Source organism: Terriglobus tenax (genome assembly GCF_025685395.1).
Taxonomy (GTDB): Bacteria; Acidobacteriota; Terriglobia; order Terriglobales; family Acidobacteriaceae; genus Terriglobus; species Terriglobus tenax.
Genome location: NZ_JAGSYA010000004.1, coordinates 2,811,951 through 2,826,865 on the forward strand (window position 1 = coordinate 2,811,951; position 14,915 = coordinate 2,826,865).

Below are 14,915 nucleotides of genomic sequence, written 5' to 3' on the forward strand. Positions count from 1 at the left end.
AGAAGTGCGTGTTTGGGTGAATTACTTCGGGGGGAAGGCGCGGAAGAGCTTCTGGATGTCCTTGCCCAGTTGTTCGGCGTTCTTTTCGGGATTGTTGGAAAGAGCGTCGGACTGTGTTCCCCGCCAGATCAGCTTGTGGTTCTTGCTGTCGAAGACGTCGACGACGAGAGTTCCAACCTGCGTGACCATGGTTGTGGTGATAGAGTTGCCGAAGTTATTGAAGCCGGCACCGCCGAAGCCGCGCCATCCCCAGCCGCCACCGCCGAAGCCGTTGTAGAAGGTGTCGAGGGTCTTCTGGTCCTTGGTGGATTGGAAAGCGGTGAGGACGGCATCCCCGCCCTGCGATACCTTCGTCCATCCCTTTGCGGCAAGCTGGGAATCGATGTCCTGCCGGATGCGATCTTCCCAAAGTCCGTCTCCCGCGGAGACATGTGCCCAGGAGTAGGTCTTATAGGTTGAAAAGTTCACCGCGTGATCGTAGTCGGTGGAGATCTGTGCTGCGTGAGCCGCGAAGGTGGAAACAGCCAGAGCGCCTGCGAACAGAAACTTGCAAATGGTCTTCATACAACTCTCCATGGATAGGGCCCGGAGGGGCGTTCAAAGCAATTGGTCTTAGCGCTTGGCGAGGGCCACGGTGTGTTCCTGCGCGGCATTCGCGGCTTCGTACTTCTTCTCCATCCTGGTGGGATCGAGATGGAAACCCATCAGCTCACCGGCAACCCAGACGCGATTCAGATACTCCACGTTGCCGTACTTATGGAAGGCGACGGCGGAATCGTTGTAAGGCTCAACGGTCTGAGTCGGCGTTACGTCGAGGAATGCGGCGTGCTTACCATCGGTGCTCTCGATCAGAACGACATTCTCGCTGCCGGTGTCCTGTGTGATGCGATAGTTGCCGGCAGGCAGGCGGGTGTTCTCCGCGTAAAAGGGGAAGGGGGCGTTGAAGGTGACTCCATAGCCGAGCTGTGCATGCAGGGAAGTGGTAGCGGCAAACGCGAACACCGCGAACAAGATCAGAACCATGCTCTTTTTCATATATCTCTCCTTTGGGCACCGGTTGCCGATGCCGCTGCCTTTTCCTAATGCACGGCGCGTGCCGAACCGGAAGGAGATGGGTGGCGTGGCATCCGCATCGCGAAAAACCTTGTCTGGGGGAGGGTTTGCGCGATGGTGGAGACAGTGGACACGTTGCTGCGGAGCTGTGGAAGAAGAGCGATGATCGTCGCCGTTTCGTCAGCGATGTCGATATATGGACACACACGATTCGTGAGTGCGCTGACCGGCTGGATATGGATGCCCGCTGAGCGACCTAAGAGCAGGAGAGAAAAACCACTCCTCTGAGGGATTACGCGGATTGCAGGGCGTGTTCCTATGGTGCTATCCGCTCTTGAAGCGGTCCCTTCTGGCTTCACCGGGAATGGCGGTACAGGAGCTTCACCGATGAGCATACCTTCGATACCCAACATGACTGCGAGCGATGGCGCACAGGGTGATGATGCGGCGGGAAGATCCATGGAGATAGAACGCGAACAGCTGCTGACGGAAGCAAGCCTGCTGAAGGAGGAGGTTCGCACTCTGTCTGCAGTGATTGCGGAACTGCTGTGCAAGAACGAGCGTTTGCGCGTTCGTGTGGAGCAGTACGAACTCCATCGCAGGTTTGCCGGGTATTCGAAGCGCGATGGCATTGCCGACCGTGGATTGATCGAGATTTTGAATTTCCCCCGAATGGGGTAATGAACGCTTGCCCGCATGGGCGTTTTGCATTCTGTGAATATGCATGATTCTTAGCGTAATGACAGAGGTCTTCAAACGCTGTCGCGAGATCCGCAAAAGAGGAGCTTCATTCAATGTCCAGTCAATATTGCAGAACCTTTACGAATATCTGTGATGCCCCCGTAGGCCGTCTTGTGGAGTCTGCGCGCCAGGGAGATTCCGATGCGTTTGAAGAGCTGGTGCGGCGGCATCGCAAGCGGGCGTACAACGTTGCGTATCGCATTCTCAAGCACAGCGAAGATGCGGAAGATGCCGTACAGGATGCGATGGTGCGGTTGTTCAAGAAGATCGATACCTTCCGCGGCGACTCCGCTTTTTCGACCTGGTTGAGCCGGATTGTGATCAACGTTTCGCTGATGCACCTTCGTAAGCGCGGCAATACCGCCGTCTACTCGCTGGAAGAGACGGTTGGGCCGGAGCATACGCTGATGGAGGTGCTGACCTCTGACGCAGCATCGCCGGAGCATGAGTGCCTGCAGCGTGAGTATCTGAGCCTGGTGCAGCGCGTGCTCGGCAAGCTTTCCAGCAATCTGCATGACATTACGCTTGACCGCTTTGCGGAAGAGCTTTCGATTGACGAGATCTCAAAGAAGCGTGGCATCAGCCAGGCAGCCACCAAGTCGCGCCTGCTGCGTGCACGCAAGATGATTCTTGCCGAGGTTCCGCGATAGGCCGAGGAAACGATCAAGGTAGAGCAGAACGACTGGACATGGATAGAGCGCCTCAACTTCATGGGTTGAGGCGCTCTGTTTTTCGTTTTGTGTGAGGAGGTCTACTGGAAGAGGATCTTGGCCATCATGCCTTTGTCCTCATGCTGAATGAGGTGGCAGTGGAAGACGCTCATGCCACGAATGATGGGATCGGTGAAGTCCATGACCATGTCGACTGTTCCGCCGACGGGCACATTGACTGTGTCCAGCCAGTCCGGGTTCTCCGCTGCGACGGCGTTGGTGGCATACGGAAGAAAATGTACCTGGTGGATATGAAACGGGTGGAGCTCGCCTGTTTCGTTGATGACGCGCCAGTGTTGATAGTCGCCAATGTTGACGGTAAGCATGGGGGCGTCAGACGGCTCAAAGGCTTTTCCATTGATATAGAAGCCGTGCTTGTCTTCGGTGAAGCGAACGATATAGGCAGGCTCTGTGCTTTTGAGGTGCGCGAGCAACGGTGCGGCGATGCGTTTATGCAGGGCCGGCGGAAGCTTTGCCGTTGAGGATGCCGGGATGCGATGAGGCGCGGCCGCAGTGTTCAGATCGGCAAGCACCATGGCGGGATTCGGGTCGCCGTCCGGGCCAGTATCGACACAGCGTGTCCTGAGGGAAGCGTGTGTGCCTGCGGGTGGGCCAGTGATGATGGCTTCCACGCGGCCTGCAGGTGGGACAAGGATATGTTCCAGCATCTCGAATGGCCGCGAGGGATCATGGTAGGCCAGCGGCATGCCGTCGCGGGCGATGACTTTCATGGTGGAAGCATCGATGGCGAGATCGGCATAGAGATCAGGAGATGCGTTGACGATGCGCCAGAACTGGCGTTCGCCGGGTGCGATGTCGATGGATGGTCTGATGACTCCGTTGACGGTGAAGATGCGCTCAGGAGCTTCTCCGCCCCGACTGCATCCGGTTGCGGGAAGCTCGACGCGCTTTGCCTCTGCGAGTGACGGTGCGTCCTGCTCGAGTTCTGTGTCGCGCAGAATGAGGAGGCGTTCGCGAAGGCTGCGGACCTCGGGGACGTAACGTTCCATGCCGTCGATGATGATGGCTCCGGACATGCCATCGAGCAGCTGACGATAGTTCTCTCCATGCGGATGCGTGTGATACCAGTAGAGCCCCGGCGGCTGGTCACCCGGAATCTCCACGCGATAGTGCAGCGACTCGCCGGGCATTGCCATCATGGTGAGGACGTCGTCCTGCGGTGCCTGCGGAGAGACATGGAGACCGTGGAAGTGCAGGTTGGTCATGTCGCTGCAGGAGCCATGCGTGCACTGTTCCCCGGAGTGCGATGTGAGGTGGTTGCGGTAGTCCACCTGAATGGTTTGCCCCGGCGATGCATGGATGACGGGAGGAATCTCCTTGCCCTGGTAGGCGAAGGAAGCTTTGCCGGTTTGACCATCGGTGACGGCGTCAAGTATGACGGGCGAGGCGGCCACGGGAATGGTGGGGAGATTTTGTTGTGCGAAGGAAGAGCAGGAACAGCACAGCAGAGCCAGGGCGAGGGAAGGAAGGCCATGGCGTGCGCTGATGGAGGGTGTCATGGGTGGGCTCCTTATCTGGGAAACAAAAAAAGAACGATGCGGACGTTCGGGGAGGCCGGTCCTGCCGCATCGCTCTGGTCGAAATAGGCTGCCAGGCAGCTTCGAATGAAGTGGTTTAGTTACGCGTCATCTCAAACAGGAACCAGCTGCGGCGTTGCGACTGGTCAATCCAGTTTTCAAGCAGGCTCGCGGTGGCTACATCGCCGAACTCATCGCAGAGCGTGTGCAGGGAGAACATGCGGAGCGCGAGCGCCTTCTCGTCTTCGTGCAGCTCACTCAGCATGTCGGCGGGCGTGACGTAGTCGGCGTCGTTGTCCGCCGAGCGCTGGAGGCGGGCGATGTGGCCGATGGAGCGGATCGTGGTGCCGCCAAGCTTGCGGGCGCGCTCCGCGATGTCGTCGGTCATGGCGAAGATCTGGTCGCCGTGGTCATCGAGCAGAAGGTGATAGTCGCGGAAGTGCGGTCCGCTCATGTGCCAGTGGAAGTTCTTCGTTTTGAGATAGAGCGCGAAGACATCGGCCAGAAGGACGGTAAGGCCCGCGGAGATATCGTTGACTGCTTTCGGGGCAACGTCGGATGCCACGGTGAGAGGGGCTTTGCGTCGCTGTATGAGTTCAGATCTTTTCGTCATGTGGATCCTCGCTGTGATTGCTTACCTGTTTATGGTGCGACGGGCGTGGATTTTCTCACAGCCTCTGCCGGGTAGAGGAAGCATCCCCCTCTCGGGGGATGCTTCCGGATGGGGCAGCGAAAGGCGTTGTGCGTGCCCCACGCATGGCGTGATGTGTTGAGGCATTGACACATGTGTCGACAGGACGACACCGGCCGTGCATGCCTGCCAGTGTTTGCAGCCACTTAGGGTTGGCACGAAGCGTGCATTCTTTCATGGCGAATCTGCCTGTGCGCGTATCGGTGTACAGAGTAAACGAACAACAAGGCAGAGCACACAGGGATCAACCCTCCGTGTGCAAACGAGGAGCTCGCTATGATGTGGCTGGTCCGGATCGCACTCAAACGTCCTTACACGTTTGTGGTGATGTCGATCCTGATTGCGGTGTTTGGTCTGGGGTCCGTGGCGACGATGCCGACGGATATTTTTCCTGCGATCAATATTCCGGTTGTGAGTGTGATCTGGACGTACAGCGGTATCTCTCCGGATGATATGACCAACCGCATCGTGACGATCTCAGAGCGCGCGATGACGACCACGGTCAACGATATCGAGCATATCGAATCGCGGTCGTATAGCGGTGTCGCGGTCATCCACGTTTACTTTCAACCGACCGCCAATGTGGATATGGGCGTCTCGCAGATTACGGCTGTAAGCCAGACGCTGCTGCGGTTGTTTCCTCCGGGAACCTTTCCGCCGCTGATTGTGAAGTATGACGCGTCAAGTGTGCCGATTCTGCAGCTCGGAATTGAGAGCCAGACACTGACGGAGCAGAAGCTGGCGGACTTTGCGCAGAACTTCATCCGCACGGACCTGTCGAGTATTCCCGGTATTGCGGTGCCGCTGCCGTATGGCGGCAAGACGCGCTCGATCATGGTGGATACGGACCCGCAGGCGATGTACTCCTACCAGGTGTCGGCGGCGGATATTTCGAACGCTATTACGAACCAGAGCCCGATTCTGCCGGCAGGCACCATCAAGATGGGTACGCGGGATTACCTGGTGAAGACGAACAGCAGCCCCACCGCGGTGCAGCAGTTCAACATGATTCCGATCAAGAGCACGAACGGGGCCGAGGTTTACGTGAAGGACGTGGCCCATGTGCGCGATGGCTTCCAGGTGCAGACGAATATTGTGCGGCAGGACGGAACACGCGGCGCTCTGCTGACCGTATTGAAGAACGGTTCGACGTCCACGCTTTCGATTGTGAGCAATGTGCGGAAGAAGATTCCGTTGATTGCCGCCGGATTGCCGAAGGGGCTGCAGATCAAGCCGTTGTTTGACCAGTCAGTATTTGTGCGCGAGGCCGTGATTGATGTGGTGCGCGAGGCGACGATTGCCGCCGGGCTTACCGGCATTATGATCCTGCTGTTCCTGGGCAGTGCACGCAGCACCCTGATTGTGTGTCTCTCCATCCCGTTGTCGATCCTGACGTCGATCCTGCTGCTGAATGTGATGGGCGAGACGATCAACGTGATGACACTTGGCGGCCTTGCACTGGCGGTGGGCATCCTGGTGGATGACGCGACGGTTGAGATTGAGAACACCAATCGCAATATCGCGATGCGAAAGCCGATTGTCCGGGCGATCCTGGATGGAGCTTCGCAGATTGCAACGCCCACGCTGGTGGCGACGCTCTCCATCTGCATTGTGTTTGTGCCTGCGTTCCTGTTGTCGGGTACGGCGAAGTTTCTGTTTACTCCACTGGCCATGGCGGTTGTTTTCGCCATGATGACCTCGTATCTGCTGACGCGCACACTGGTGCCGACGCTGATGCACTACCTGATGAAGCCCGAGGTGCCGCGCATTGAGCGGCCCGAGGACGAGCCAGCACGTCCGGACGATAGCCGGTTGTGGAAGATTCACAAGGCGTTCAATCACAGGTTCGAGCAGGTACGGCACAGCTATAAAGGTCTGCTGGAGAAGGTTCTGCATCACCGCCGCGTTTTTGCGTTGTCCTACGGCGCGTTGATTCTTGCCTCGTTTGTGCTGCTGATCTTTATTGGGCAGGACTTCTTTCCTTCTGTCGATGCGGGGCAGATCAAGCTGCATCTGCGTGCGCCCGCCGGCACGCGGATTGAAGAGACCGAGGTCCTGTTCAGCAATGTGGAGCGCGAGATCCGCACGATTATTCCACGGGACAAGATCGATACGATTCTGGACAACATTGGTCTTCCTGCAAGTGGTGTGAACCTTGCCTTCGGTGGGACGTCGACGATCGGGAATGGCGATGGCGACATCCTGATTGCCATGAAGGATGGCGAGCGCAGCGAGCCGTATGTGGCGCAGATTCGCAAGATGCTGCACGACAAGTTTCCGGACAGCACGAGCTTCTTTGAACCGGCGGACATGACGACACAGATCCTGGATTTCGGTCTGGCTGCGCCGATCGACATCCAGATTGGGGGCCGTGACAACGACGGCGACTACAAGGTGGCACGAGCGATCCGGGACGAGGTGAAGCGGCTGCCCGGGACGGCGGATGTCAACATCTTCCAGGAGCCGAACTACCCCACGATCAACGTGGATGTTGACCGCGTAAGGGCGCAGCAGGCGGGGTTGAGCCAGAGAGATGTTGTGGGCAACACGCTGGTTTCGTTGAGTGCGAGCGGACAGTTGGCGCCGAACCAGTGGGTTGATCCTGCGAACGGTGCAAGCTATTCGATCCTGGTGCAGACGCCGCAGTACAAGCTGGATTCGTTGTCGGCACTGGCGCAGACGCCGGTTACGGGAACGCCGGGATCGCTTTATTCGCCGGTGGCTTCCGCGGGAACGCTGCAGGCGCCGGCGGCCGGCACGCTTGACTACGGAAATCCGAATGCGACGAATAACCCTGCAGAGTACCTGGGCAACCTGGCCAGCTTCAAGCGTGGCGTGACGATGGAGGCGATCGATCACTACGACATCCGGCCGGTCTACGACATTATGGTGACGCCGGATGGGCGCGATCTTGGAAGCGTGTCCAAGGATGTGGAGAAGATCATCCGCAAGTACCAGTCACAGCTTCCTGCCGGATCCACGATTACGCTCCGTGGTCAGACGAAGACGATGAAGGAGTCGTTCACGCGGCTTGGCATCGGTGTTCTGTGCGCCATTCTGCTGGTGTATCTGCTGATGGCAGTCAATTTCCAGTCGTGGACCGATCCGCTGATTGTGCTGTCGACCATTCCTTCGGCGCTGGCCGGCATCCTGTGGATGCTGTTTCTTACCAGGACCACGCTGAGCGTGCCTTCCCTGATGGGAACGCTGATGACGATTGGTGTGGCGACTTCAAACGCCATCCTGATTATTACCTTTGCGAACGATGAGCAACTGGATGGAAAGAAGCCGCTGGAGGCTGCGCTGTCCGCGGGCTTTGTGCGCATGCGTCCGGTGATTATGACGGCGCTGGCCATGGTGCTTGGCATGTTGCCGATGGCGATGGCCTTTGGGCAGGGCGGCGAACAGAACGCTCCGTTGGGCCGTGCGGTGATTGGCGGTTTGTTGTTCGTAACCGTATCGAATTTGTTTTTCATCCCGGTTGTTTACAGCTACCTGCGCAAGTCAGCACCTGTTGATTATGACAAGTTGATTGACCTGGAAGCCGCGGAAACAGCGGATATGGCGGAGGCGCAGTGATGGAACGGACCGGAGCAGAGGGAAAGGAGCAAACGACGATGTCAGGACCGAATGAGTTGAAGCAGGGAGATGCCGTGCAGACGCCGCAGGAGCGCTATTGGAATCGCCCTGTCGCGCTGGTGGTGGTTGTGGTGTTGATGGTGCTGGCGATCGGAGTGGTTCCGCGCCTGCTGCATGCCATGGCCCTTAAGAACGAGGAAGCGGCGAGCGTTGCCGCGATTCCGACGGTGTATGTGACGACCGTACAGCCATCGGCGGGGAGTGTGGCGCTGCAGCTGTCAGGAACATTGTCGCCGATTACGGAGTCTCCGATTCTGGCCAGGGCGGATGGATATCTGAAGAAGCGTTATGTCGATATTGGCGATCATGTCCGCGCGGGACAGGTGCTGGGTGTGATCTCCGCGCCGGACCTTGACCAACAGGTACAGCAGGCAGGCGCGATGGTGCAGCAGAGCCGGGCTTCGGTGCAACAGAGCCAGGCTTCGCTGGAGCAGTCGAAGGCCAATGCCGGTATTGCCGGTGTAACGGCGGAGCGCTGGGCTGCGCTGGTGAAGCGCGGCGCTGTTTCCCGGCAGGCCAATGATAACTACCAGTTTGCGTATAGCGCGCAGGCAGCGGCCGTGGGCGCGGCCGAAGCCAATCTGGAAGTGGCAAAGGGAAATCTTTCGTCCAGTGCCGCTAACCTGAGCCGGTACCGGGAGCTGCAGGGGTTTGAGGTGATTCGCGCGCCGTTCGATGGCGTGATCACGCAGCGCAATGTGGATGAGGGAGCCCTGGTGACCTCAACCAGCACCTTGCTTTTCCGCATGGCGAAGAATGATGTGCTGCGTACCTACATCGATGTGCCGCAGGAGAGTGCCTCTTCCATCAAGGTGGGGCAGACGGCCGATCTGACATTCGTGCAGCGCGCGGGGAAGGTCTATCACGGTACGGTGGTGCGGACCGCGAACTCGCTGGATGTGAATACGCGCACGCTGCTGACCGAAGTGGATATCGACAACCATGCGGGAGAACTGCTGCCGGGGATGTATGCGACGGTGAGCTTCAATGTGCCGCAGATCGTTCCCACGGTGACGGTACCGGGCGAGGCGATGGTTTTTCGCGCGAATGGAACTGAGATCGCGGTTGTTGGCGCGGATCATCATGTCCACTTCCGGGATGTTGTGGTGGGACACGATTATGGCGCGACGCTGGAGATTCGTTCCGGGCTGCTGCCGGGAGAGAGCATTGTGGTCAATCCCAACGATGCAACGACTGAGGATGCGCGTGTGAATCCTGTGTATGTGAAACAGGCTTCGGGCACGCTGGCATCGGCAAAGGGCAAGTGACGGTGATGGAGCAGGGTATGCGATCGAAACAAGGACAAAGCAGAACACGCATGACAGGTTTAGCCGGCCTGCTGGCTGCGGGAAGTGTGCTGTTTTCAGGCATGGCCTGCGGAGCACAGCAGCTGCCGGAGGCGCCGAGTGCGGCGCGCCGGGCTGGCGACAACGGATTTCGTGGAGTGAACCGCACGCCGTGGTTTCTTGGTCAGTACCGCGCTCCGCGCATGGAGGACACGTATCTGAAGAGCGTCGACCAGGTTCCCGTGCGGGATGGGAAACTGAAGCTTACGCTGCAGGATGCGATCCTGATGGCGATCAAAAATAACTTCGATGTTGAGATCCAGCGTTATGATCTGGACTTTGCGGCGGCAGACCTGTTGCGTGCGCGTGGCGGTGGTGTGCTGCGCGGCGTGTCCACGACGGTCGCGGAGCTTCCTTCGGGGGAAGGTGGACCGGGGGCTCCATTGCTGACGGCGATCGGCGGCTACTCGCCGGTGCTGCAGTTGCCGAGCAGCGCTGCCGATCTTGCGACGACAACGCAGAGCTCGTCGGATCTTTCTATCCTGGGGCAGTCGCCGTTTTCGAGCGGACCGGCGTTGCCGCAGTTCGATCCTTCGGTAGTGACGAACATCAGCCTGGCGCAGCAGTATTATCCGCAGTCGAATGCCTTTGCTACCGGCAACAATTTTTTCTCAAGCCATACGACGGCGGGATCGCTGACCTATAACCAGGGTTTGTCGCTGGGAACGCAAATCAGTGCGTCGATCACAGGATCGCGCCTGAACCAGTCCTCGGCGCGTGTGAACCTGAATCCTTTTATTACGGGAACGCTGAGTCTTTCGATCACGCAGCCATTGCTGCAGGGATTCGGCCCGGGCGTGAACCGGCGCTTCATCCATATTGCGCAGAACGAGAAGAACATTGCGCGGGATGTGTTTGAGCAGCAGTTGATCAGCACGGTTTCTGACACGACGCGGCTGTATTGGGACCTGGTGAGTCTTCAGGAAGATTTGAAGGTAAAGCAGGAGTATATGGAAGCGGCCCAGCGTCTGTACAAAGATACGAAGAACCAGGTGGAGCTGGGCACGCAGGCTCCGGTGGACCTGACATCGGCGGCGGCCCAGGTGGCCAGCAGCCGGCAGGCTTACATCAACGCTGAAGGACTGGTGTTGCAGCAGGAACTGCTGTTGAAAGAAGTGCTGACGCATAACGGAATTTCTGACGGTACGCTGGCTGCGGCTCGTATTGAAGCCGCGACGAAGATTCCGGCACCTGCGCTTGAAGACGCACCCTCGCTTGAAAACCTGTTGAGCACGGCGATGAACCAGAGGCCGGATGTCGCGCTTGCGGGAGAGCAGATTGCGACGGCAAAGACTGCTTTGAAGGGATCGCACAACCAGATGTTGCCGGAGCTGAACCTGGTTGCTTCCATGCAGAACAACGGCGCCGCGGGAACGCCTGCGACACCGTCGGGGACAAGCACGGCGGCTCCGGCGAACCTGGTCGGTGGATATGGCAGCGCATTGAGTCAGATGTTCCAGCGCAGCTATCCCGACTACATGGTGGGAGCGGAGTTGCGGATTCCGGTTCATAACCGGATCGCGAAGTCAGATTACGTGCGGGATGAACTTCAGTTCCGCCAGAGCGAGGTTCGCCTGCAGCAGCTCAGGAGCCGCGTACGGATCCAGGTGGGCGATGCATACATCGCGTTGCAGCAGGCGAAAGAAAGTTATCGTGCCGCCGCCGATGCGCGCGTGTTGCAGGCGCAGGCGCTGGATGTGGAGCAGGCGAAGTTTGAGGCCGGCGTGGCAACGGCGTATGAGCTGATCCAGTACCAGAGCAACTTTGCTGCGGCGGAGTCGGCCGAGGTAGCTGCGCGCGGCATTTATGCGAAGTCCAGGACTGCGCTGGAGCGTGCCGCCGGAACCATTCTGGATGACAACAGTGTTGCCGTGGATGAGGCCTATGCGAATGGCGGCAACGCCGGCCACTAAAGGTATTGCGTCCATGCGGAACGCGAAGAGATGAAGCGGTATCCCTCCTTTGAACCCTGCCGGAGATTCCGGCAGCCCGCCTTAGGCCTCTGGCGCTGAGCCTCCCCATTCAGCGCTTCCCGTGGAGCGGCTGGTCCCTGATGCCAGCCGCTCCCATTTTTGCGTGCGGTGGGTTGCAATCGTCTGGACGTGCGGCCGCATCTGTTTCAATGAGCGTGATGATGAATCCGGAAGCAGAAACGGATGTGAAGGTGGGGCTTGCCACGCATGCGGCGCTGGCCGCGGCGGGCGGTTACCTGGATGCGTTTACCTATATTGGGCATGGCCACGTCTTTGCGAATGCGATGACGGGAAACGTCGTGCTGCTGGCCAATGATGTTGTCACACGGGTGTGGGCGGACGCGGCGCGGCACTTCTTTGTGATCGTGATGTTTCTGTGCGGCATTACGGTGGCCCGGTTGCTGCAGTGCCGGAGTATTGCCTCGGTTGTCCGTGTTCCCGAAGCTGCCGTACTGGTTGGGGAGATTGCGGTTCTAAGCTGGCTTAGCTTCTCGACCCGTTACGGCGCATCGTTGCGGATTACGATGCTGATTGCCTTTGCGGCGTCGCTGCAGATGGCGACCTTCCGGCAGGTCAACAAGAAGTCCTACAGCTCCACCTTTACGACCGGCAATCTTCATACGATGCTGCAGAGCCTGCTTTCGTGGGTGCTGGCGGGCCACTCCGCGGAGGATCTGCGGCAGGCCGGAGACTTTGCGACGATCTGCAGTATGTTCTTTGCTGGCGCGGTGCTTGGGGCCTTTGCAACGCCGCGACTTCACAACCATGCGCTGTGGGGCGAGTGCGCCATTCTGCTTGTGGTGTTGGGAAGGGTCTTACAGGTGCGGGCGAAGGCCGCTTAACGTGCAAGGCCGCATCCCTGGATAAGGATGCGGCCGCGAGCTGGTTAGAGTGCGTGCGAGATGGTGGAGACCGACTTCGGAGAAGATGACCGGAAGATGCGGAAGAGGAAGATCATGGAAGGGACCAGCAGGAACAAGCCGCAGACGGCTACAGCCAGGATGGTCCAGAGGATGTTGTCGGGCGCGGCGCTCTGCTGGATGGTCATTTGCCCCGGGCCGGCCATGCCGGGATACTGCGAGAGTGCCCAGCCCCAGATAATCAGCGCTGTCTGCAGAATGACGCAGACCTGAGCCAGGCGGTAACGGCGTTTCCACAGGGCGGTGAAGGCGCAGATGGAGGCGATGGCCGTAAAGATCTGCTCATACCGTGCCCACCAGTTATGCGTCAGACCGTGAAAGACATCTGGCGCGCCGTGAATGGAGAGCAGGAAGGTGAGCGCCGCGAAGAAACCGACGGAAGCTCCGGCGATGAGAGCGCGGTTGCGGAAGGCCTCCTGCAGTTGCGGGTTGGAGCTTTCCTGCGTGAGGTAGACCGCGGCGAGATACGCGAAGATGGATGCCGTGAAGAGACCGGTGACGACGGTGAACGGTGTAAGCCACTGCAGGGTTGCACCGTTGTAGTTGCTTGCGGTCATGATGGAAGTGACCGAGCCCTGTGCGACGGCTCCGATGACAATGCCCAGACAGATGGGCGTAAGCAGGCTGGCGATGGAGAAGATGCGGGCAAAGAGCAGCTGCATGCTACGGCTTTGCGTGAAGTAGGCACGGAAGACAAAGGCCGCGCCGCGGAACAGGATGCCTGCCAGGCAAAGGAAGATCGGGATGAAGAGCGCCGACATGATGGCGGCGAAGACCTTTGGAAAGCCGGAGAAGAGAAGAACAATCGCAAAGATGAGCCAGATGTGGTTGGTTTCCCAGACGGGCGTGATGGTGTCATCGATGAGAGACAACTGGGCTTCGCGTGTTTTTCCGGAGGCGGTGAACTCCAGCATGCCGGCGCCGTAATCGGCGCCTCCCAGCAACGCGTAGATCGTAACAACGGTGACGATGGCTCCTGCGAGCAGAATGCTAGGCTGCATGGACGGCTCCTTCTTCCTCAATGGTTTCCAGTTCTTCAAGCGTGGGCGTGCGGATGACGTGTCCTGCCATGAGCCAGACGACGACCAGGCCGAGGACCGCGTAGAGCACATTCATGCTGTAGAACAGGCGTCCCAGGTGCGTGGTGGATGTGACGGCATCGCGGGTGAGCAGAATGCCCTGGATGATCCACGGCTGACGGCCAAGTTCGGTGACCATCCAACCGCTTTCGAGTGCGACGAAGCCAAGTGGGGCAATGGCGACCAGAAGCCAGAGGGCGCGCCGGTCGGTAATGAACTGTTTGTCTTTCCATGCGCCCCAGCCGGCGATGAGCGCGACAAAGGTGAGAAGAGAGCCGCAGCCCACCATGATCTGAAAGCTGATGTGGACCAGAAGGACGTTTGGCCAGTGCTCACGCGGGAAGCTATCCAGGCCCTGAATGGTGGCGTGTGGCTTGTGGAAAGCGAGAAGGCTGAGGCCGTCGGGAATTTCAAGAGCGTACTTTGTGGTGTGCGCGTTCTCGTCCGGGATGCCGCCAATACGAAGCGGTGCGCCGGTTTCGGTTTTGAATTGCCCTTCCAGGCTGGCGAGCTTGGTGGGCTGCTTCTGCGCTACCATGCGGGCCAGCGCGTCTCCGCTGACAAACTGCAGCAGGCAGGCGACGGCGCCGACGGTGAAGGCGATCTTGATGGCGCTTTCATGGAAGCGGTTGCGGCCGGTGCGCAGCAGCATGATGGCGTGAATGCCCGCCGTGGCAAAGCCGGTAGCGCAATAGGCCGCCAGGCCCATGTGGATTCCTTCCGGAAGCCCGGCGGGGTTGAGCATGGCCTGCAGCGGATGAATGTCGACGAACTGGCCGTTCTCGATACGGAAGCCGGTGGGGGTGTTCATCCATCCATTCACGAAGGTGACGAAGATGGCCGAAGCAAGTCCGCTGATGGAAACGACGAGGCCGGAGAGAAGGTGGACACGCGGGCTTACACGGTTCCATCCATAGAGGTAGATGCCGAGGAAGATCGCCTCGGTGAAGAAGGCGAAGCCCTCCATGGAGAACGGCATACCGATCACATCGCCGGCGGCGGCCATGAAGCGTGGCCACAGCAGACCTAGTTCAAAGGAGAGGACCGTGCCGGTGAGTGCGCCAATCACGAAGAGGATGGCTGTGCCCTTGGCCCAGCGCTTCGCGATGAGAAGGTACTCGGAGTTACCGGTGCGCTGCCAGAGATACTCCGCGATCACCATCATGAGCGGAAGAGCGACGCCCATGGCCGCAAAGATGATGTGGAATGCCAGAGATGCTGCCAT

General features: G+C 59.0%; 13 protein-coding genes. 7 read left to right on the forward strand and 6 right to left on the reverse strand.

What is annotated here, in order from left to right:
• Positions 1-21: 21 nt before the first annotated feature.
• On the reverse strand, positions 22-564 hold the full coding sequence (locus OHL13_RS17625; protein WP_263411429.1) for a DUF4136 domain-containing protein: 543 nt from the start codon (positions 562-564) through the stop codon (positions 22-24).
• A 48-nt stretch (positions 565-612) separates the two neighbouring features.
• On the reverse strand, positions 613-1,035 hold the full coding sequence (locus tag OHL13_RS17630; RefSeq protein ID WP_263411430.1) for a hypothetical protein: 423 nt from the start codon (positions 1,033-1,035) through the stop codon (positions 613-615).
• Between the two features lie 125 nt (positions 1,036-1,160).
• On the opposite strand from OHL13_RS17630, the gene OHL13_RS17635 reads away from it, so the two are divergent.
• The 3 genes from OHL13_RS17635 (at position 1,161) to OHL13_RS17645 (ending at position 2,444) form a co-directional block, all read left to right on the forward strand.
• On the forward strand, positions 1,161-1,304 hold the full coding sequence (locus tag OHL13_RS17635; protein ID WP_263411431.1) for a hypothetical protein: 144 nt from the start codon (positions 1,161-1,163) through the stop codon (positions 1,302-1,304).
• Positions 1,305-1,440: 136 nt separating this feature from the next.
• Positions 1,441-1,734 carry a hypothetical protein gene (locus tag OHL13_RS17640; RefSeq protein WP_263411432.1) on the forward strand — a complete coding sequence of 98 codons (294 nt, stop codon included), beginning with the start codon at positions 1,441-1,443 and terminating at the stop codon, positions 1,732-1,734.
• 113 nt (positions 1,735-1,847) lie between these two features.
• Complete coding sequence (locus OHL13_RS17645; protein WP_263411433.1) at positions 1,848-2,444, forward strand: RNA polymerase sigma factor; 597 nt, start codon at positions 1,848-1,850, stop codon at positions 2,442-2,444.
• Between the two features lie 101 nt (positions 2,445-2,545).
• Here the strand turns inward: OHL13_RS17645 and OHL13_RS17650 are convergent, their stop codons facing one another.
• Both OHL13_RS17650 and OHL13_RS17655 read right to left on the reverse strand, forming a co-directional pair.
• On the reverse strand, positions 2,546-4,024 hold the full coding sequence (locus tag OHL13_RS17650; protein WP_263411434.1) for a multicopper oxidase family protein: 1,479 nt from the start codon (positions 4,022-4,024) through the stop codon (positions 2,546-2,548).
• 115 nt (positions 4,025-4,139) lie between these two features.
• Positions 4,140-4,655, reverse strand: a complete 516-nt coding sequence (locus tag OHL13_RS17655) for a Dps family protein (protein WP_263411435.1) — start codon at positions 4,653-4,655, stop codon at positions 4,140-4,142.
• A gap of 354 nt (positions 4,656-5,009) precedes the next feature.
• Here OHL13_RS17655 and OHL13_RS17660 point away from each other — a divergent pair, with 354 nt between their 5' ends.
• The 4 genes from OHL13_RS17660 (at position 5,010) to OHL13_RS17675 (ending at position 12,533) form a co-directional block, all read left to right on the forward strand.
• Positions 5,010-8,312 (forward strand): efflux RND transporter permease subunit, encoded by a 3,303-nt coding sequence (locus OHL13_RS17660; RefSeq protein WP_317889939.1) that lies wholly within the window; start codon positions 5,010-5,012, stop codon positions 8,310-8,312.
• 38 nt (positions 8,313-8,350) lie between these two features.
• Positions 8,351-9,640, forward strand: a complete 1,290-nt coding sequence (locus OHL13_RS17665; RefSeq protein ID WP_263411436.1) for an efflux RND transporter periplasmic adaptor subunit — start codon at positions 8,351-8,353, stop codon at positions 9,638-9,640.
• 50 nt (positions 9,641-9,690) lie between these two features.
• Positions 9,691-11,631 (forward strand): TolC family protein, encoded by a 1,941-nt coding sequence (locus OHL13_RS17670; RefSeq protein WP_263411437.1) that lies wholly within the window; start codon positions 9,691-9,693, stop codon positions 11,629-11,631.
• A gap of 218 nt (positions 11,632-11,849) precedes the next feature.
• The gene (locus tag OHL13_RS17675; protein WP_263411438.1) at positions 11,850-12,533 is read left to right on the forward strand and encodes a YoaK family protein; all 684 of its coding nucleotides are present in this window, start codon (positions 11,850-11,852) and stop codon (positions 12,531-12,533) included.
• 44 nt (positions 12,534-12,577) lie between these two features.
• Here OHL13_RS17675 and OHL13_RS17680 read toward each other — a convergent pair whose 3' ends face one another.
• Entirely contained in the window at positions 12,578-13,612 is a 1,035-nt protein-coding gene (locus OHL13_RS17680; protein WP_263411439.1) for a cytochrome d ubiquinol oxidase subunit II, read from the reverse strand.
• Positions 13,602-14,915 carry a cytochrome ubiquinol oxidase subunit I gene (locus OHL13_RS17685; protein WP_263411440.1) on the reverse strand — a complete coding sequence of 438 codons (1,314 nt, stop codon included), beginning with the start codon at positions 14,913-14,915 and terminating at the stop codon, positions 13,602-13,604. Before OHL13_RS17685 ends, OHL13_RS17680 begins: the two co-directional genes overlap by 11 nt.